The sequence below is a fragment of the Microbacterium sp. ARD31 genome (assembly GCF_031844425.1).
Genome location: NZ_JAUZVE010000029.1, coordinates 28,670 through 45,713 on the forward strand (window position 1 = coordinate 28,670; position 17,044 = coordinate 45,713).

17 protein-coding genes are annotated in these 17,044 nt (G+C 65.8%); 3 read left to right on the forward strand and 14 right to left on the reverse strand.

The features are described 5' to 3' along the window. Positions 1–138: a hypothetical protein gene (locus Q9S36_RS36590; protein ID WP_311289702.1), complete on the forward strand. Its 138-nt coding sequence runs from the start codon at positions 1–3 to the stop codon at positions 136–138. 17 nt (positions 139–155) lie between these two features. Here the strand turns inward: Q9S36_RS36590 and Q9S36_RS36595 are convergent, their stop codons facing one another. Both Q9S36_RS36595 and Q9S36_RS36600 read right to left on the reverse strand, forming a co-directional pair. Next, on the reverse strand, positions 156–1,973 hold the full coding sequence (locus tag Q9S36_RS36595) for a hypothetical protein (RefSeq protein WP_311289703.1): 1,818 nt from the start codon (positions 1,971–1,973) through the stop codon (positions 156–158). Between the two features lie 134 nt (positions 1,974–2,107). After that, positions 2,108–2,278 (reverse strand): CsbD family protein, encoded by a 171-nt coding sequence (locus tag Q9S36_RS36600; RefSeq protein WP_064003284.1) that lies wholly within the window; start codon positions 2,276–2,278, stop codon positions 2,108–2,110. A 183-nt stretch (positions 2,279–2,461) separates the two neighbouring features. Between Q9S36_RS36600 and Q9S36_RS36605 the strand changes: the two genes are divergently transcribed. Next, a complete protein-coding gene (locus tag Q9S36_RS36605) occupies positions 2,462–3,925 on the forward strand; it encodes a glutamate--cysteine ligase (RefSeq protein WP_311289704.1) in 1,464 nt (487 codons plus the stop codon). A 16-nt stretch (positions 3,926–3,941) separates the two neighbouring features. Here Q9S36_RS36605 and rfbD read toward each other — a convergent pair whose 3' ends face one another. The 12 genes from rfbD to Q9S36_RS36660 form a co-directional block, all read right to left on the reverse strand. After that, complete coding sequence (gene rfbD, locus Q9S36_RS36610) at positions 3,942–5,339, reverse strand: dTDP-4-dehydrorhamnose reductase (protein ID WP_311289705.1); 1,398 nt, start codon at positions 5,337–5,339, stop codon at positions 3,942–3,944. A 2-nt stretch (positions 5,340–5,341) separates the two neighbouring features. Next, positions 5,342–6,340: a dTDP-glucose 4,6-dehydratase gene (gene rfbB, locus Q9S36_RS36615; RefSeq protein ID WP_311289706.1), complete on the reverse strand. Its 999-nt coding sequence runs from the start codon at positions 6,338–6,340 to the stop codon at positions 5,342–5,344. Continuing rightward, entirely contained in the window at positions 6,340–7,209 is an 870-nt protein-coding gene (rfbA, locus tag Q9S36_RS36620; protein WP_311289746.1) for a glucose-1-phosphate thymidylyltransferase RfbA, read from the reverse strand. Before rfbA ends, rfbB begins: the two co-directional genes overlap by 1 nt. A 142-nt stretch (positions 7,210–7,351) precedes the next feature. Beyond that, a complete protein-coding gene (gene glmM / locus Q9S36_RS36625; RefSeq protein ID WP_217528328.1) occupies positions 7,352–8,695 on the reverse strand; it encodes a phosphoglucosamine mutase in 1,344 nt (447 codons plus the stop codon). Between the two features lie 7 nt (positions 8,696–8,702). Continuing rightward, positions 8,703–9,188, reverse strand: coding sequence for a 30S ribosomal protein S9 (gene rpsI, locus Q9S36_RS36630; RefSeq protein WP_064003289.1), 486 nt, complete (start codon positions 9,186–9,188; stop codon positions 8,703–8,705). Between the two features lie 29 nt (positions 9,189–9,217). After that, positions 9,218–9,664, reverse strand: a complete 447-nt coding sequence (gene rplM, locus Q9S36_RS36635; protein ID WP_253036147.1) for a 50S ribosomal protein L13 — start codon at positions 9,662–9,664, stop codon at positions 9,218–9,220. A gap of 206 nt (positions 9,665–9,870) precedes the next feature. Further along, complete coding sequence (locus tag Q9S36_RS36640) at positions 9,871–11,064, reverse strand: O-antigen ligase family protein (RefSeq protein ID WP_311289708.1); 1,194 nt, start codon at positions 11,062–11,064, stop codon at positions 9,871–9,873. Positions 11,065–11,218: 154 nt separating this feature from the next. Beyond that, positions 11,219–11,896, reverse strand: a complete 678-nt coding sequence (locus Q9S36_RS51695; RefSeq protein WP_396653915.1) for an acyltransferase — start codon at positions 11,894–11,896, stop codon at positions 11,219–11,221. 60 nt (positions 11,897–11,956) lie between these two features. Continuing rightward, positions 11,957–13,168 (reverse strand): hypothetical protein, encoded by a 1,212-nt coding sequence (locus Q9S36_RS36645; protein ID WP_311289709.1) that lies wholly within the window; start codon positions 13,166–13,168, stop codon positions 11,957–11,959. Further along, complete coding sequence (locus Q9S36_RS36650) at positions 13,165–14,289, reverse strand: glycosyltransferase (protein WP_311289710.1); 1,125 nt, start codon at positions 14,287–14,289, stop codon at positions 13,165–13,167. The genes Q9S36_RS36645 and Q9S36_RS36650 overlap by 4 nt, the downstream gene beginning before the upstream one ends. Positions 14,290–14,316: 27 nt before the next feature. Further along, positions 14,317–15,156, reverse strand: a complete 840-nt coding sequence (locus tag Q9S36_RS36655; RefSeq protein WP_311289711.1) for a glycosyltransferase family 2 protein — start codon at positions 15,154–15,156, stop codon at positions 14,317–14,319. Further along, entirely contained in the window at positions 15,156–15,707 is a 552-nt protein-coding gene (locus Q9S36_RS36660; RefSeq protein ID WP_311289712.1) for an acetyltransferase, read from the reverse strand. The genes Q9S36_RS36655 and Q9S36_RS36660 overlap by 1 nt, the downstream gene beginning before the upstream one ends. Before the next feature lie 52 nt (positions 15,708–15,759). On the opposite strand from Q9S36_RS36660, the gene Q9S36_RS36665 reads away from it, so the two are divergent. After that, positions 15,760–17,031, forward strand: coding sequence for a glycosyltransferase family 4 protein (locus tag Q9S36_RS36665; protein ID WP_311289714.1), 1,272 nt, complete (start codon positions 15,760–15,762; stop codon positions 17,029–17,031). The last annotated feature ends 13 nt before the right edge of the window (positions 17,032–17,044 follow it).

Genomic DNA, 17,044 nt, shown 5'->3' on the forward strand with positions numbered 1-17,044 from the left:
GTGTCGCCCGGCATCCATTGCATCCGCGACCGGCGGGTCGCCCGCGCCGCCGGGCCTGCCCCGGTGGGCGTATGCCGTGCTGGTCGGGTCGCTCTCGGCGCGCTCGCGCTGGTCGTCGCGGCGCTGCTCGAGTACTGATCCTCGAGTACTGATCCTCAGCCGACGCGCGACGCCCGCGGCGTCCACCACGGCCGCCGAACCGGCTCGGCCGCGACGGCGAGCTCGGGGCTGAGCGGCACCGGCACCTCGAGCACGACGACGTCGTCGCGCTGGTAGATGCGCGACCCGACGCCGAGCACGTCGATGCCGCGGAGCTCGGCACCCACCGCGGGCCGGCGGTCGAGCACTCCGCGCGACCACGTGCGGACGAGCAGCGCACCGTCGACGACGTCGATCGACAGCCACACCTCCTTCGCCTCGGAGTGCTTGATCGCGTTGACGAACCCCTCGTTCACGACGGTCGCAACGCGGCGTGACAGCGCCGGGTCCTGCAGCGCGTCGACCGCCTCGGGCGAGATCTCGCTCGACACCCCGAGCACCGTCCGCCACGTCGCGACGAGCTCGAAGAGGTCCTCGTGCGCTCCCTGCAGGGTTCCCTCGAGCGCGGCCGAATCCGTCTCGGCGATGAACGCGAGGATCGAGTCGAAGGCGGCATCCGTCTCTCGCCGGAACGTCTCGATGTCGTCGGGCGTGAGCTCCCACTCGTCGGCGGCCGCGGCGAACAGCACGCACCGTCCCTGCACCCGCCCGTGCAGCACGTGCGCCGCGTTCCGCAGCGGGCGGCGGGCCGACGCGGTCTTCGCGGTCAGGGTGCGGGCGACGAGGCCCAGCACCGCTTCGAGGCGATGGGCGCTGTCGGCGGCGCGGGCGATCGCGTCGGTGCACGCGGCGAGCGCGAGCGCGACGAGCGGCAGCGAGATGAGGGGCACGAAGCGGGTCGGATCGGCCGGTCCGAGGATGCCCCACGCGACCGCGGTCATCGCGATGCCGGCTGCGAGCCACACGCCGACGAGGATCCGTCCGCGTCGCGCGGGGGCCTTGCCGCGGGCGAGCCACCGGATGACGGCGTCGGCCGCGAGGGTCACCGGCGCTCCGGCGAGCATCGCGGCGAGCGCCGCCCACGGTCCGTTCGACTCATACGCGTACGGCACGGCGCCGACGAGGAAGACGAAGCCGGTGAGCAGGTACGGCGCGGGGCGGAGCATCGTCAACGCAGACCGGGACGGCGGCTCGATGACGTGCTCACCGGTGCCGCCCTCGACGGCGCGCAGGTCGAGCCCGGCGCGTTCCTCGAGACGGTGGCTCGCGGTGCGCACCTCCTCGGAGTACGCGCGGACAGCGGCGAAGTCGATTGTGCCCGCCAGCATCTCGTCGCGGCGACGACGCAGTCGCGAGACGAGCGGGGCGAGTTCGGCACGGTTCTCGGATTCGAACCGCGCGAGGCGTCGGCGGCCGGCGGCGAGCGCCGCGATCGCCTCGGTGAGTCGGCGGCGCGAACCGCGGGTGAGCTCGATCGACCGCACCGTCATCGCGATGATCGACAGGCCGGCGAGCCAGACGAACACGTTCGACCCGATGCGTGCGCCGATCCCGTCGAAGTCGGGCACCCCGTCGTACAGCCCGACGTGGATGGCTTCGTTGACGAACGGGCGGATGCCGGCGGCCACCGCGACCGCGGTGAGGACGAGGATGCCGCGGTGCGACGCGCGGCGCAGTCGTCGCTCGGCGAGCGCTACCGGGACGAGCAGCACCGCGAGCGCCGCCCATCCCAGGAATCCGACGGACACCACGTGGGCCACCCCGGCGCCCTCGTCGATGTGCTGGAACGGGGCGAGGACCGTGACCGCGATGAGGATGCTGATCCACAGCGCCGCGGGCGAGAAGAAGGCACCGCTGGTCACGGCATCCCACCACACGTGAGCGCCGAGACCGATGCGTCGCCGAACGACGGGTGCGGGATCTCCCCCGGCCATGTTTCGTCTTCCCCCAGCGGGCCCGGGTCGGCCCGGCGTCAGTCTAGCGAGGGGTCAGGCGCGGCGCGGAGAGACGCGGGGACATGCCGAACGCCCGGATCCGTGGTGGGCCCGGGCGTTCGGTGGAGGGAGGCTTACTTGAACGCGTCCTTCACGTTCTCGCCGGCCTTCTTGAGGTTGGCCTCGGTCTGGTCCTGGTGGCCTTCGGCTTCGAGGCGCTCGTTGTCGCTCGCCTTGCCGGCAGCTTCCTTGCCCTTGCCGGTGAGGTCCTGTGCGGCGTTCTTGATCTTGTCGTCGAGTCCCATGATCTGGTCCTTCCGTCGATCTTTCCGGAAGCGGCGCGTTCCGGGACCACCCACGCTAGGCAGGCGCCGGACGCGAGCCAACCCCTGGCTATTCGCGGCGTGATGGGTTAGCGCGTCATGGTCGACGGGGCGCGGGTTGTCAACGCCCCGGCGGGCGGCGGTGTCGCGACCTATCGTGGCGGGGTGGGAGAAGAAGTCGAGAGCCAGGAGATCACGGGCGCGGACCGCACCCTTCACCGCGAGAAGATCCGTCGCAACCTCGACGTGTTCGAGCGGATGCTGCGCGAGGCGCGCTTCGACACGGATGACCCGATGACGGGCCTCGAACTCGAGTTGAACCTCGTCGACGCCGTCGGTGACCCGGCGATGCGGAACGAGCAGGTGCTGCGGGCGATCGCGGACCCGGCGTTCGTGACGGAGCTGGGGCGTTTCAACGTGGAGATCAACTTCCCGCCGGCGAAGCTGCGCGAGGGCGGGCTGACGACGTTCGAGGAGGGTCTGCGCGGGCGGCTGAACGAGGCCGAGGCGCGGTCGGAGGACCTGGGTGCGCATCTGGTGATGATCGGCATCCTTCCCACGCTGGCGGAGCGGCATCTGAGCCGGAGCACGTTGAGCGCGGATTCGCGGTACGACCTGTTGAACGAGCAGGTGCTCGATGCGCGCGGCGAGGATCTGGCGATCTCGATCGCGGGGCCGGAGCGGCTGGAGACGACGGCCGACTCGATCGTGCCCGAGGCGGCGTGCACGAGCACGCAGTTCCATGTGCAGACGTCGCCGGCGCAGTTCGCGGCGTACTGGAACGCGTCGCAGGCGATCGCGGGGGCGCAGCTGGCGGTGGCGGCGAACTCGCCGTATCTGCTGGGGCGGGAGCTGTGGCGGGAGTCCCGCATCCCGCTGTTCGAGCAGGCGACCGACACGCGCAGCGAGGAGTTGAAGGCGCAGGGGGTGCGTCCGCGGGTGTGGTTCGGCGAGCGCTGGATCACGTCGGTGTTCGATCTGTTCGAGGAGAACGTGCGGTACTTCCCGGCGCTGCTGCCGATCGTCGACGATGAGGATCCGCTCAAGGTGCTCGAGGCGGGCGGGGTGCCGTCGCTGGCGGAGCTGAAGCTGCACAACGGGACGGTGTACCGGTGGAACCGTCCGGTGTACGACATTGCCGACGGGATGCCGCATCTTCGCGTCGAGAACCGGATCCTCGCGGCGGGGCCGACGGTGGTCGACACGGTCGCGAACGCGGCGTTCTACTTCGGCCTCGTGCGTTCGCTCGCGGAAGATGAGCGGCCGGTGTGGTCGCGGATGCCGTTCGCGACGGCACGCGAGAGCTTCCTCTCGGCGGCGCGAGACGGCATCGACGCGCGGCTGTCGTGGCCGGGTGTGGGCCACGTGCCGGCGACCGAGCTCATCCTCGACACTCTGCTGCCGCTCGCGGCCGAGGGGCTCGACGCCTGGGGCGTCTCGCCGACCGAGCGCGACCGCTACCTGGGGATCATCGAGGGGCGCTGCGCGACGAAGACGAACGGTGCGGAGTGGTTCGCGAAGCGGATGCGGGCCCGCTCGGGCATGGAGCGTGCCGACGCTCTCCGCGCCACGCTGCTCGAGTACCGCGAGGCGATGCACACGAACGAGCCGGTGCACACCTGGAGCTGAGCACGAGGCGCTCGACTCAGCTCAGGTAGTCGCGGAGCGAGTCGCGCCAGTCGCGCGGTGCGAACCCCGTCGCCTCGATCTTCGCCAGGTCGAGCACCGACCATCGGGGTCGGGGTGCAACGGGGCCGGATGCCGAGGCGAAGTACTCCTCGGTCGACACCCCCGTCACCTGGGCACCGTCGTGGCCGGTCTGTGCGTAGACCTCGGCGGCGATCTGCGCCCATGAGGCCGCGTCTCCTCCGCCGGTGAGGTTGTAGACCCCGGCGGGAGCGTCGACGTCGAGCAGGTGACGGATGCCGCGGGCCAGGTCACCGGTGAAGGTGAGGCGTCCGATCTGGTCGTCGACGACCGACGGCGCGACGCCGTGCTCGGCGAGTGAGGCCATCGTGCGGACGAAGTTCTTGCCTTCGCCGATCACCCACGAGGTGCGGACGATGTAGTGGCGGGGCACGGTGCCGACGATCGCGTCGGCGGCGGCTTTGGTCTGGCCGTAGACGCCGAGCGGCGCGACCGGCTCACCTTCGCCGTAGGGTGCATCGTGGGTGCCGTCGAAGACGTAGTCGCTCGAGAGGTGCACGAGCGTGATGCCGTTCTCGGTCGCGATGCGGGCGAGCTGCGCGACGGCGGTGACGTTGCCGGCCCAGGCGCCGGCACGGTCGGTCTCTGCGGCATCCACCGCGGTGTAGGCGGCGGCGTTGACGATGGTGCCGTAGTCGCGCCAGCGGCGTGCGCCGGTGAGGTCCGTGGCGAGGTCGAGGTCCTCGCGACCGGCGAACTCGACGTCAGCGGAGTCCGCGTAGGCGTCGCGCAGCGCGCGGCCGAGCTGTCCGTTCGCGCCGACGACGAGCGTCTTCTTCGGCGGGATCGGCACGACATCGGCGAGGCGCGGGTGGGCGAGGTCCTTGGGCGAGATCTCGACGTCGGCGAGCGGGATGGGCCACGCGATGGCGGCGGTCTCGTCCGCGAGGTTGAGGAACGAGTACGACGCGTCGGGCGACCAGTGGTCGTTGACGAGGTAGGTGTAGGCAGTGTCGGGCTCGAGGGTCTGGTACGAGTTGCCGACGCCGCGGGGCACGAAGATCGCGCGCGACGGGTCGAGCTCGGTGGTGAAGACGGTGCCGAAGCTGGGCCCCTCGCGCAGGTCGACCCAGGCCCCGAAGATGCGGCCGGTGGCGACGGAGACCCATTTATCCCAGGGTTCGGCGTGGATGCCGCGAGTCGTCCCGACGGCGTCGTTGAACGAGATGTTGTTCTGCACGGGGCCGAAGGCGGCGAGCCCCGCAGCGGTCATCTTCTCGCGTTGCCAGTTCTCTTTGAACCAGCCGCGGCTGTCACCGTGGACGGGCAGATCCCAGACGACGAGTCCCGGGATGCCGGTGTCGGTGGGCGTGAGCGCCTTGCCGAACTCCGTCATGATCACTGGCCTTTGCTGGCGTAGAACGCTTCGACGCCGTCCTTGGCCGGAGCCCACCAGCTCTCGTTCTCGCGGTACCAGTCGATGGTGGCGGCGAGTCCCGCCTCGAAGTCGCGGTAGGAGGGCGTCCAGCCGAGTTCGGTGCGGAGCTTGGTGGAGTCGATGGCGTACCGCAGGTCGTGGCCGGCGCGGTCGGTGACGTGGTCGTAGGCGTCACGAGGTTCGCCCATGAGCTCGAGGATGAGTTCGACGACGGTCTTGTTGTCTTTCTCGCCGTCGGCGCCGATGAGGTATGTCTCGCCCATCCGCCCCTTGTCGAGGATGGTGAGGACGGCCGACGAGTGGTCGTCGGCGTGGATCCAGTCGCGCACGTTCTCGCCGGTGCCGTAGAGCTTGGGACGGATGCCGCGGATCACGTTCGTGATCTGTCGCGGGATGAACTTCTCGACGTGCTGGTAGGGCCCGTAGTTGTTGGAGCAGTTGCTGATCGTGGCGCGGACGCCGAACGAGCGGACCCAGGCGCGCACGAGCAGGTCGCTGCCGGCCTTGGTCGACGAGTACGGCGACGACGGGTTGTAAGGCGTGTCCTCGGTGAACCGGGCGGGGTCGTCGAGTTCGAGGTCGCCGTACACCTCGTCGGTGGAGATGTGGTGCAGCCGGGTGTCGTGGCGGCGGGCGGCTTCAAGCAGCGTGTAGGTGCCGACGATGTTGGTGTCGAGGAAGGGTCGCGGGTCGTGCAGCGAGTTGTCGTTGTGCGACTCTGCCGCGTAGTGGACGACGGCATCCGCCTTCGCGAAGAGTCCGTCGACGAGTTCGGCGTCGGCGATGTCCCCGACGACGAGGTCGACGCGGTTCTCGGGAAGGTCGGCGAGGGATGCCTGGTTGCCCGCGTAGGTCATCTTGTCGAGCACGGTGACGGTGTGATCGGTGTGCGCGACGACGTGGTGGACGAAGTTCGAGCCGATGAAGCCGGCGCCGCCGGTGACGAGGAGGTGTGCCATCAGGCGGAACGGCTCAGCATGTCGAGCAGGTAGGTGCCGTATCCCGACTTCGTGAGCTTCTCAGCGCGGCCGCAGAGCTCGTCGCGAGAGAGGAAGCCCTCACGCCAGGCGATCTCCTCGGGGTTCCCGATGGACATTCCTGTCCGTCGCTGCAGTGTGCGGACGTAGTCGGCAGCATCAGTCATGTCGTCGAACGTTCCCGTGTCGAGCCAGGCGGTACCGCGCGGCAGCACTTCGACCTGCAGCCTTCCTGCCGCGAGATAAGCGCGGTTCACGTCGGTGATCTCGTACTCTCCGCGCGGAGACGGCGAGAGGTTCTTCGCAATCTCGACCACGTCGTTGTCGTAGAAGTAGAGCCCGGGCACGGCGTAGTTGCTGCGCGGCGCGATCGGCTTCTCCTCGAGGGAGATCGCGCGCCCGGTGTCGTCGAACTCGACGACACCGTATGCCTCTGGCGAGCGCACCCAGTAGGCGAAGACAGCGCCGCCTTCGACGTCGCTGAAGCGCTTGAGCTGCCGCCCGAGGCCGGGCCCGTACAGCAGGTTGTCGCCGAGGACGAGGGCGACCTTGTCGTTGCCGATGAACTCGGCGCCGATCGTGAAGGCCTGCGCAAGTCCGTCGGGTGACGGCTGAACAGCGAAGCTCAGATTGATGCCGAACTGCGAGCCGTCGCCCAGCAGGCGCTCGAAGAATGGTGCGTCATGCGGCGTCGTGATGATCAGGATGTCTCGGATGCCGGCAAGCATGAGCGTCGACAACGGGTAGTAGATCATCGGTTTGTCGTACACCGGGATGAGCTGCTTGGACACGCCAAGCGTCAGCGGATGCAGCCGAGTCCCCGACCCGCCCGCGAGAATAATCCCCTTCATGGTTCCCCCAACCATTTCCGCCCCCAAGCGGAATCCAGCCCGTTCGACCACCCCAAATGGTCAGAATGCGGGCTCGCCTCGTATCCGAGGCGGTCACAGCCTACCCCCAACTGTGTGGTCGAGGGTAGCGCTGCGTGGCGCCTCAGCGCCGCACGACCTCCGCGAGACGCTCGGCAACCTTGTACGCCGTGTTCTCCGACGCAGCCTCAACCATGACGCGCACGAGCGGTTCCGTGCCTGAAGGGCGCAGCAGCACGCGCCCTGCATCGCCGAGCTCAGCCTCGGCGGCCGCGACGGCTTCGAGCACGTCTGGGTCGGTGGCGCGCGAACGTTCCACGCCCTTCACGTTCAGAAGCACCTGCGGGAAGACCGTCATGACCTTCGCGAGCTCTGACAGCGGCTTGCGCTGACGAACGACTTCGGCTGCGAGGTGCAGGCCGGTGAGCAGGCCGTCGCCGGTGGTGGCGTATTCGCTCATGATGACGTGCCCGCTCTGCTCGCCTCCGAGCGAGAACTTGCCCTCGTTCATGCGCTCGAGCACATAGCGGTCGCCGACGGCGGTCGTTTCGAGGTGGATGCCGTGGGCTTCCATCGCGCGGTGGAGCCCGAGATTGCTCATCACGGTGGCGACCAGGGTGTCCTGGTGCAGCAGACCGCGCTCTTTCATCGAGACGGCGAGGATCGCCATGATCTGGTCGCCGTCGATGACGCGGCCGTCGGCGTCGACGGCGAGGCAGCGGTCGGCGTCACCGTCGTGGGCGATGCCGAGGTCGGCGCCGGTGCGGAGCACTTCGGCGACGAGGACGTCGGTGTGGGTCGATCCGACACCGTCGTTGATGTTGACGCCGTCCGGATCGGCGCCGATGACGGTGACCTTCGCTCCCGCGTCGCGGAACGTCTCGGGCGAGACGCCCGAGGCCGCGCCGTGCGCACAGTCGAGAACGACGTGCAGTCCACGGAGAGGGGTGTGCATCGAGGCGAGCAGGTGCACGACGTACCGGTCTTCGGCGTCGGCGAAACGGCTGATGCGTCCGACGGCTCCCCCGGTGGGGAGCAGCTTCGGGCCGGCCATGGCCTCTTCGATGCGCTTTTCGACCTCGTCGGGCAGCTTGACGCCGCCGCGCGCGAAGATCTTGATGCCGTTGTCGGGCGCGGGGTTGTGCGAGGCCGAGATCATGACGCCGAAGTCGGCGTCGATGTCGCTCACGAGGAACGCCGCGGCCGGTGTCGGCAGCACGCCGGCATCGAGCACGTCGACGCCCGAAGAGGCGAGCCCTGCGGCCACGGCGGCGCTGAGGAAGTGCCCTGATACGCGCGGATCGCGGGCGACGACGGCGGTCAGGCGCTTACCTGTGGCCTTTCGCGCCTCGGCGATACGGCCCTGGCCCAGGACGACGGCAGTCGCCTGGGCCAGGGTCAGCGCGAGATCTGCGGTGAGCGGGCCGTTTGCGAGGCCGCGCACACCGTCTGTCCCGAACAGTGCCATCGAAGGATTAACGCTTCGAGTACTGGGGAGCCTTGCGCGCCTTCTTGAGACCAGCCTTCTTGCGCTCCTTGACGCGAGCGTCGCGCGACAGGAAGCCGGCCTTCTTGAGGGTCGGGCGGTTGTTCTCGGCGTCGATCTCGTTGAGGGCACGCGCGATGCCGAGGCGCAGGGCGCCGGCCTGGCCCGAGGGGCCACCACCCGAGATGCGGGCGATCACGTCGTAGCCACCGGCGAGGCCGAGGACCGTGAACGGGTCGTTGATGAGCTGCTGGTGCAGCTTGTTGGGGAAGTAGTCCTCGATCGTGCGGCCGTTCACCGTGATGGTGCCCGAGCCGGGAACCAGGCGCACGCGGGCGATGGCCTGCTTGCGACGGCCCACAGCGGCGCCGGGGACGGAGAGGACGGGGCGAGCCGGGGCGGCCTCAGCGGCAGCCGGCGTCTCGGTGGAGTAGTTCTCGGGAGTCTGGTCGAGGGAGTCAGCGATCTTCGCCATCAGATAATCCTTGTTCTTCTCTGCGGCGCTTACTGGGCGACCTGGTCGAAGGTGTACGTGGTGGGCTGCTGGGCCGCGTGCGGGTGCTCGGCACCGGCGTAGACCTTGAGCTTGGACAGCTGCTGGCGACCGAGGCTGTTCTTGGGGAGCATGCCGCGGACGGCCTTCTCAACGGCGCGCACCGGGTTCTTCTCGAGGAGCTCGGCGTAGGTGACCGACTTGAGGCCGCCCGGGTAGCCCGAGTGACGGTAGGCCTTCTTCTGCTCGAGCTTCTGGCCGGTGAGGGCCACCTTGTCGGCGTTGATGATGATCACGAAGTCGCCGGTGTCGACGTGGTTCGCGAAGGTGGGCTTGTGCTTGCCGCGCAGGAGCGTGGCAGCGTGCGAGGCGAGGCGGCCGAGGACGACATCGGATGCGTCGATGACCACCCACTCACGGGTGATCTCACCAGCCTTGGGGGTGTACGTGCGCGTCACAGTAGTGCTGCTTTCATAGATTCGAACGGAGAGGTTCGTGAATCCCACTCCGGGGTGGTTCGCTCGGGATCCCGGTCGAACACGCCAGTGGAGGGCTCACGTTCGCGGTGCGAGGCCAGCAGGGCGCAGGCACCAGCTTTCGATCATACACGACGCCGGCAACCGTCCCGCCACCGACTGGCTCCCAGCGCCGTCCGCCTTCGCGGTCACGCTGTTAAAGGGGCCGCCAATCGCAGCTGACGAGCCTGTTGGAGCGACAATGCCGCGACGATACCTGCGATCGGGTAGTAGAGGAAGACATCGATCAACTGATTCGAAACCAACCCGACTCCCATCCAAACTGCGAGCGCCGCGACATATGATCGAGCTGGATCCCCGATAGTGGCACCGACCCTCCACCCTTGGATTAGCGCAGCAGCGAAGTACACGGCCATGGGAACAGCAAGCAGGATGCCCCCCGCCGCCGCGAGCTGAAGTGGCACGCTATGCGCAAACAGCAGGTACTCCAGGCCGATTCCGATGATCGGGCGTTCTACGAAGTCGCGCACGCCCTGCGCGGCCAGCTCGGAGCGCCCGACGTCGCTCGCCCCCGAGCTTCCTTCCGTGAACCGAAGGATTTGCGCCGCGTCGCGGAAGAGATCCGGTGTCGACAAAAATAGCGCTACCCCGAGTCCGACTCCTATCAGCGATAGGGGAACTATGACTCTCCTCGAAGACGGCACAAAGAGCAGCGTGAATAGAACGCCCGCCACTGCGCCCGCCTGAGCGGCGCGCGAACCTGACACAAAAGCGCCCGCGATGAGCAGCGCCAAGAAAATCGTCCCAATGCGCGGCCTGCGAGATGCTCCCACCATCGCTATCGGAAGTGCCATAGCGCAGCTGATCCCAAGGCTGTTCGGGTGGAAGGTCAGACCTGCCTGACGGGCGCCCGCGTTCTCAAAGCCGAGCAAGTTGAGAGAGAAGCTCGTCAACCCGACAAAGTCGAGACAGGCAACAGTGCCACTCACGGCAATGCCAAACACCCATGCGTACATGACTTTCGGAATCCAGGTCGATCTGATCAACCCGGCGGTTGCCAGGCAAAGGGGCAGAGCGGCGAGCCCGATTCCCCACTGTACGGCGCGGATCAAGGGGTTGGCATCCGCGACAGTTGCCGCGTCAAAGTATACGAATCGAGACCCGAGGTAAGCCGGTTCAGTCGGGAAGAGGTAGTTTCCGATCAAGACAATGACGAGAGCAAGGATGGGAAGCCCGATCCACATCGGAACAAGCGGTCGAAGCTTTGCAGCGGTCGAATCTATGAAGAGTAGAAGAATGGCAATCAGCAGCAGCCAGTAAGAAATTGCTAGCGGCCCGATAGGGGGTAAGGCGTTCCACGTAGAGAAGACAGCCGAAGCCATCAACACAACTGCGGCTACATCGGTGAGTGTCGTTCGCTTGGGGACCGCTGGTCCATTCGGGTCGACGGGACCGAACGAATTGGAGATTGCATCTTCGACCCGACGGGGCCGGGACCCTGATCCGATGGTAGACGGCCCCCGCTCCAACCTCGACCTAAAGACCATCGGTAGACCTCGGTGGTGCGATATCCCGAATGTACCCAACGGTCCTCGTGAAATACTCACCCTCCAACGGACTTTTTACCAGGTTCGCTCGGTTCGACAGGTACAAACCAGGTTCAGACAAGTTGCCTGCTACGGTCGCCCCCATCCCGATCACGACTCCACGGCCGATCCGCGTACCGGGCGTTAGAGAGCAGTTGGAAGATATCAGACTGTAAGCACCAATTTTTATACCTCGGAACGATTGCATCGACGTCGTCCACTGCAGCCCATGGGTCACGAACGTCGACCGAACTCCAGCAACCGTAGCGTGGCTTCCGATCTGAATACCTCCGCTGCAATCCAGATAGTGTCGCGATGTGAGAGCTGAGTGCTGCTCGAGCAGCAGGTCCCCCGCGCCGCCGGCTCGCACGAGTGGCGTTGCCGCGGAGATCCAATTCCACTGTCCGATCCGACTATCGTGACTCAATCTTAGGTCGCGGAGGTCACGGAAAACGTTGCCAATACCGATGCGCGCATTTTCTCCGATTGTGACACCGCCAATTCTCCAGTAAAGAGACGGCGAAATGTCCGCACTTCCCGCGACATCCCATCCGAGCCTTCGGAGCAGATAGTTCTTCAGAGGGGAGGAAGGGAAGAACCCCACGAGGGCGACCGCAAGCGCTTTCATTAAGAACTCCTTTTCGTACGACTCGGACGCCCTGACATCGGGCGGCACCCCCGGCTTTGGTCAAAGTGCACCATCGACGGCTCCTCCAAGCTTGAGTCCCACTGTGGCGTGAACACACAGCGTGACCATACTCGCGATTAGCAGGCCTGTTGCCGCGCCCTCGGCAGCAGCCACCCAGGCGCCAATCCCAACCGCCAGCAGAGTGGCGGCCCCGCCTCCGAGGCTCACCCATGCGACAAAGGTTTGCCGCCCTTGCCCTTGCAAGACACCCGCGATCGGCACTGTGAAACCCACGAAGACCATTGCAGCCACCGTGAATATGAAAGGCGCTGCTGCGTCTGCAAAATTCTCACCAAGGAGGGCGACGATTGCGGCGGGAGCGAAAGGAGCCAGAACGACCACCACCGCGAGAGCCAGTACCATTGATATCAGGACCCGCCGCACAGCGCGACGTGCCTCAGCCCCGCTTCGGGCCGCGGAATGGGGAGTGAGAACGCTGGCTATGGCTCCGGGAACGAGCAGGACCGGAGCGGATAGCCTGTTAGCGGCCCCGTAAAGGCCCGCCACAGCGGGACCAGCGATCAGCCCGACAATCGCGGTGTCGAGAGAACGAGATTGCCCCGCGACGAACTGAGCCATGTATCGCGAGCTCGCGCGAAGCACCGGCAAAACCGGGGCCGCCGGCCCCTTGGTGATGCCGAACGAGGGCAATATGTACGTCAGATGAGCCTGAGCGACGCACGCCCACAGAAGGTATGCCACTCCGTAAACAGCGATCGAGTCCAAGTTCCCCACAAAGGAGAGAGTCGCCACTGTGGCAAGAGCTCCGCATCGCCTGACTAATAGAGACAGCGCGCTCGCGCCAACTCGCCCCCCGGCAACCGCAACGTTGAGACAGGTATCAGTGTTCTTTTCCATTGCGAATGCGATGGCGAGGGCGACAAGTGCCAGCTGTGCAGCAGGAGGAGCCCACAGCAGCGTCGCCGTCGCCAGTAAGGCGGCGGCCAGTGCCGCCGATGCGCGGTTAGTTTGGACAGCGGTCCGAACCGCGCCATGGTCACCCTTTGCGAACTGCACGAGGATGAATCCGGATAATCCGAGGTCAGCAACTCCCGCGACTACAAGGAAGATTCCGCTCCAGGCGATCAGGACGCCGAACGCCTCAACGCTAGACCCGCGTGCAACGAGGACGAGCGTGACAGCTTGAGCAATAGCCGCAGCCGCTCTCGAAGCGAGGAGAACGAGCATCCGGTTCCGGAACGATAGGCTCACTTGTCCGCGTCCCGCTCGGCTCTCGATTCAACGTCGCTGCAAATTTCGGCCGCGATAGCGTCGATCCATCTCGCCGCGACGACCTCCCACGAAAACCGCGAGGCTGCGAACGCTGCTGCCGCCTCGCGGGTGGCACGCGGGTCTGTGTCGAGGATCCTTTTCAAGTGCGAGCCGAGCGAGGAGCCATCAGGCTGAGACAATCGGGCGCCAGCAATTTCCGGCAATCCTTCTATTGCGGCAACGGCGTCGCTCCCAACTACGGGTAGCCCGGATGCAAGCGCTTCCGCAGCGGCGATGCCGAAGTTTTCGTCGTCGCTGGGCAGCAGGAATATGTCTGCTCGCTCCAGCAGTTCCGTCTTTTCAGCGCCGACGACTTCTCCTACAAATGCCACCCGTTCACCCACGCCCAAATCCGACGCAAGATGGGAGAGCTCACTACGCAACTGGGCAGGTCCCGCACCGGCAACTGTCAATTCCGCCTGATGACCGTTTTGAATTAGCCAAGCGAGAGCCTGAATCGACAGATCTACACGCTTCTTGGCAGCGATCCGACCCAGCATGAGCAATTGCGGAGGATATTGCCAGCCTCGGTCTCTCGCCACAGGAACTACACTCGTGCCAACTCCGGAGACGATCACCGGACTTTTTCGCACGAATTCTCGCAGCTCATCCGCCTCCCGACTCGAGCCGACTACGAACGTCGTCACCCACCGGCGAATCAACCAACCCGAGGTGCACTCGAAAATGAACTTCTTAAGCCGAGAAAACTGACGCTGGTAGGCAGTGAGAGACCCGTGCGGCATCAAGAATACCGGAACCTTCCTCCAACGACCTAGGACCACCGCGGGAAGCACCCACCACAGGTAGTAGCCATGAACGATTATCGCATCGGCCGTCCGCAGGTCCCGAAAAAGGTGCGCTCGAGACTCGGACTCTTTGTTGAGCGCCTGTCGGGGATAAACGTCGGCGTGCGGTCCGCGGTGCGAGGACATCACGGAGCCCGCGTGCTCGCCCGTTATCCAAAGTAGCTGCGCCCTGACCCGTGCATCGCGATTGAGCGCCATATTGAGCTCGAATGAATTACGCGCAGGCCCGCCATCTGCGGTTGAGAGCGTGTTCACAAGTTGGATGATCCTAAGGTTCAAGCTTCAACCCCGGCCCTCTGCCCTCGACAGCTCGCGCGTTTTCAGGCCGATCTGCCAATAGTACGTAGCCAAAGCGAATGCGTAATCGAACCCGGCGCGACCGTCACGGAAACCTGCCCGAAGGATGTATGCATATACAAAGAATAAGAACGGCTTGAACGGAACGGCGTCAAAGAGGCGTCCTTTAGCGGTACGACGTTTGCGGATCTCCGCCTTGAGTGCATTTCTCGTACGGAGATGTGCCTCCCAATCCGAATATCTGTTGTGTCTCGCGAACCATGACGATACGGGGTCTAAGTCGTTATGCTTGATTCGACCCCGAGCACGCTCAACACGACCGTCAGCCACGGGCTGGTAATGCCCCTCGAGTTCACCCATTCCTGGCGCGTTCAGATCATCGACTACGGGGAAATGGACCTTGCCAACTTTGACGAGCGCGCGTTTGGTTACTCGATGTCCGTGCCGAAGCAAGCGCCCGGCAAATACATAGTCGAGATCGATATCCATGGCGGCGACGTCTCCAAGTACGCCGTCAGCGAACCGTTCGCGGAGTTCGGCAATAAGTTCGGCAGACGGTGTCTCGTCCGCATCCATGAAGAGCACCCAGGTGTTCCGGACGGGAACGTTGTCCAGCTGCCACTGCTTCTTCTTGGGGTAACGACCGTTCCAGTCAAAGTTGACGACTCGGGCGCCCATGTCGGTGGCGATGCGGACTGTTGCGTCGGTGCTATTCGAATCGACCACTATCACCTCGTCGAAATCCGCAAGGCCCTCCAGGCATGCACGTATGCCCACCTCCTCGTTCTTGGTTTGTACGAGGACGGAGACTGGAATTTGACTCATCAGCGGTTCGCTACCTTCCGCACCGGGTTCCCGCCCCAGATCTCACCGGCGGGGACGGCTTCCCCCGCAACCAAAGACAGAGGGCGAATGATCGCGCGCCGACCAATCCGACTTCCGCCGAGAATGACACAGCGCGACGTCACCCAGGCACCGTCCTCGACAGAGATTGGCCGCGTGATGAGGGCCATATCTTCGCGGTGACGGTGACTTCCCGTCGTGAGGAACGCGTCCTGGGAGATCACAGCATCCGAACCTACGTGGACGTGGTCCTGGTTGTGGAACCACACCCCCTCACCGATCCAGGATCGATCGCCGACCGAAAGCTTCCATGGGAACTTGATCCTGGTTCTCGGTCGAAAAACGACGCCAGCGCCGATGGTCGCTCCGAAAGCACGTAGCACTCGAATCCGGAGCCCCGAACTGATCTGCCAGGGATTCGTCACGAACAGCAACTCGCACACGGCCCAGAGGTAGACGAACCACGCCGGCCGATCCCAGGCCGCACGCTCACCTGGGGCTTTTGAGAGGTCGATCACCGGGATGTCAGACATCGTCCACCTTCTGAAACCAGACCGAAACCGACGCGCGGCTAGGGTCATGAACATGTCGCGTCCCGCCCCCGCAGTCACTGTACTGGGAGTCAACTACCCTCCCGAGCCGACCGGAATCTCTCCCTACACCGGTGCGATGACGCGCGGCCTGACGAGGCGGGGATACCGGACTCACGTGGTCACGACGCATCCTCATTATCCGGAGTGGCGTGTGTCGCCAGGTTACGGGCAGTGGTCGCGGAGCGAACATCTCGACGGCGCCGACGTGCTGCGCCTGCGTCATTACGTGCCCCGCAAGCCCAGCGGCATCCGCCGTCTGCTCTCCGAACTCAGTTTCGGAGCGCGACTCCTCACGGCACCGCTCCGGCAGCCCGACGCTGTCATCGCCGTCTCCCCCGCCCTCTTCTCGTCGGCCCTGGCGGCCCTCCGCCTCAAGGTGTTCCACCGCCAGACACCCCTCATCGTCTGGGTGCAGGACCTCTACTGGCTCGGCCTGCGCGAGACCGGCCAAGCCGGCGGCCTGAGCAGCCGCATCATCCAGCTGACCGAGAAGTGGCTGCTGTCGAAGGCAGATCGCGTCGTCGTCATCCACGACCGATTCGCCGACCGCGTGAGCGACGACTTCGACATCCCCCGCGAACGCATCCACGTCGTACGCAATTGGACGCACCTCGCCCCCACCCCGCCCATCGATCGCGCCGCCGCACGAGCCGCCCGCGGCTGGGGTGACGAGGTGGTCGTGCTCCACGCCGGCAACATGGGCATCAAACAAGGCCTCGGCAACGTCGTCGACGCCGCCCGACTCGCGGCCGAACGCGGCGAGAACGTGCGCTTCGTGCTCATGGGCGGCGGCGGCGAACGCGACCGCCTGCGCGCCCTCGGCGACGGCATCCCCACCCTGCAGTTCATCGACCCACTGCCCGACGCCGAGTTCTCCGCAGCCCTGGCCGCCGCCGACATCCTGCTCGTCAACGAGTACCCCGGCGTCAGCGAGATGGCGGTGCCGAGCAAACTCACGTCCTATTTCTCGAGCGGACGCCCCGTCATCGCGGCCACCGACGCCAAAGGCATCACCGCCGACGAGGTGCGCTCCGCCGGCGCCGGCGTCGTCGTCCCCGCCGCCAGCCCCAAGGCACTGCTCGACGCGAGCCTCGACCTCGGCCGCGATCACGCCCGCGCCGACCAGCTCGGCGCTAACGGCAAGCGGTATCGCGAGACGGTGCTCGACGAAACATTCGCGATCGAATCGTTCGCTACTCTTCTCGAAACGCTCATCGATGGGGACCGTGCGCGGTCTCCGCGTACCCTCGCGTCGGCGAGTTGACGACCTCACCTAG

Excerpts from the sequence above, each read along its gene's own strand:
- Q9S36_RS36595 (WP_311289703.1), bottom strand. The coding sequence starts at position 1,973 with ATGGCCGGGGGAGATCCCGCACCCGTCGTTCGGCGACGCATCGGTCTC.
- Q9S36_RS36600 (WP_064003284.1), bottom strand. The coding sequence starts at position 2,278 with ATGGGACTCGACGACAAGATCAAGAACGCCGCACAGGACCTCACCGGC.
- rfbD (WP_311289705.1), bottom strand. The coding sequence starts at position 5,339 with ATGACGGAGTTCGGCAAGGCGCTCACGCCCACCGACACCGGCATCCCG.
- rfbB (WP_311289706.1), bottom strand. The coding sequence starts at position 6,340 with ATGGCACACCTCCTCGTCACCGGCGGCGCCGGCTTCATCGGCTCGAAC.
- rfbA (WP_311289746.1), bottom strand. The coding sequence starts at position 7,209 with ATGAAGGGGATTATTCTCGCGGGCGGGTCGGGGACTCGGCTGCATCCG.
- glmM (WP_217528328.1), bottom strand. The coding sequence starts at position 8,695 with ATGGCACTGTTCGGGACAGACGGTGTGCGCGGCCTCGCAAACGGCCCG.
- rpsI (WP_064003289.1), bottom strand. The coding sequence starts at position 9,188 with ATGGCGAAGATCGCTGACTCCCTCGACCAGACTCCCGAGAACTACTCC.
- Q9S36_RS36640 (WP_311289708.1), bottom strand. The coding sequence starts at position 11,064 with ATGGCTTCGGCTGTCTTCTCTACGTGGAACGCCTTACCCCCTATCGGG.
- Q9S36_RS51695 (WP_396653915.1), bottom strand. The coding sequence starts at position 11,896 with ATGAAAGCGCTTGCGGTCGCCCTCGTGGGGTTCTTCCCTTCCTCCCCT.
- Q9S36_RS36655 (WP_311289711.1), bottom strand. The coding sequence starts at position 15,156 with ATGAGTCAAATTCCAGTCTCCGTCCTCGTACAAACCAAGAACGAGGAG.
- Q9S36_RS36660 (WP_311289712.1), bottom strand. The coding sequence starts at position 15,707 with ATGTCTGACATCCCGGTGATCGACCTCTCAAAAGCCCCAGGTGAGCGT.
- Q9S36_RS36665 (WP_311289714.1), top strand. The coding sequence starts at position 15,760 with ATGTCGCGTCCCGCCCCCGCAGTCACTGTACTGGGAGTCAACTACCCT.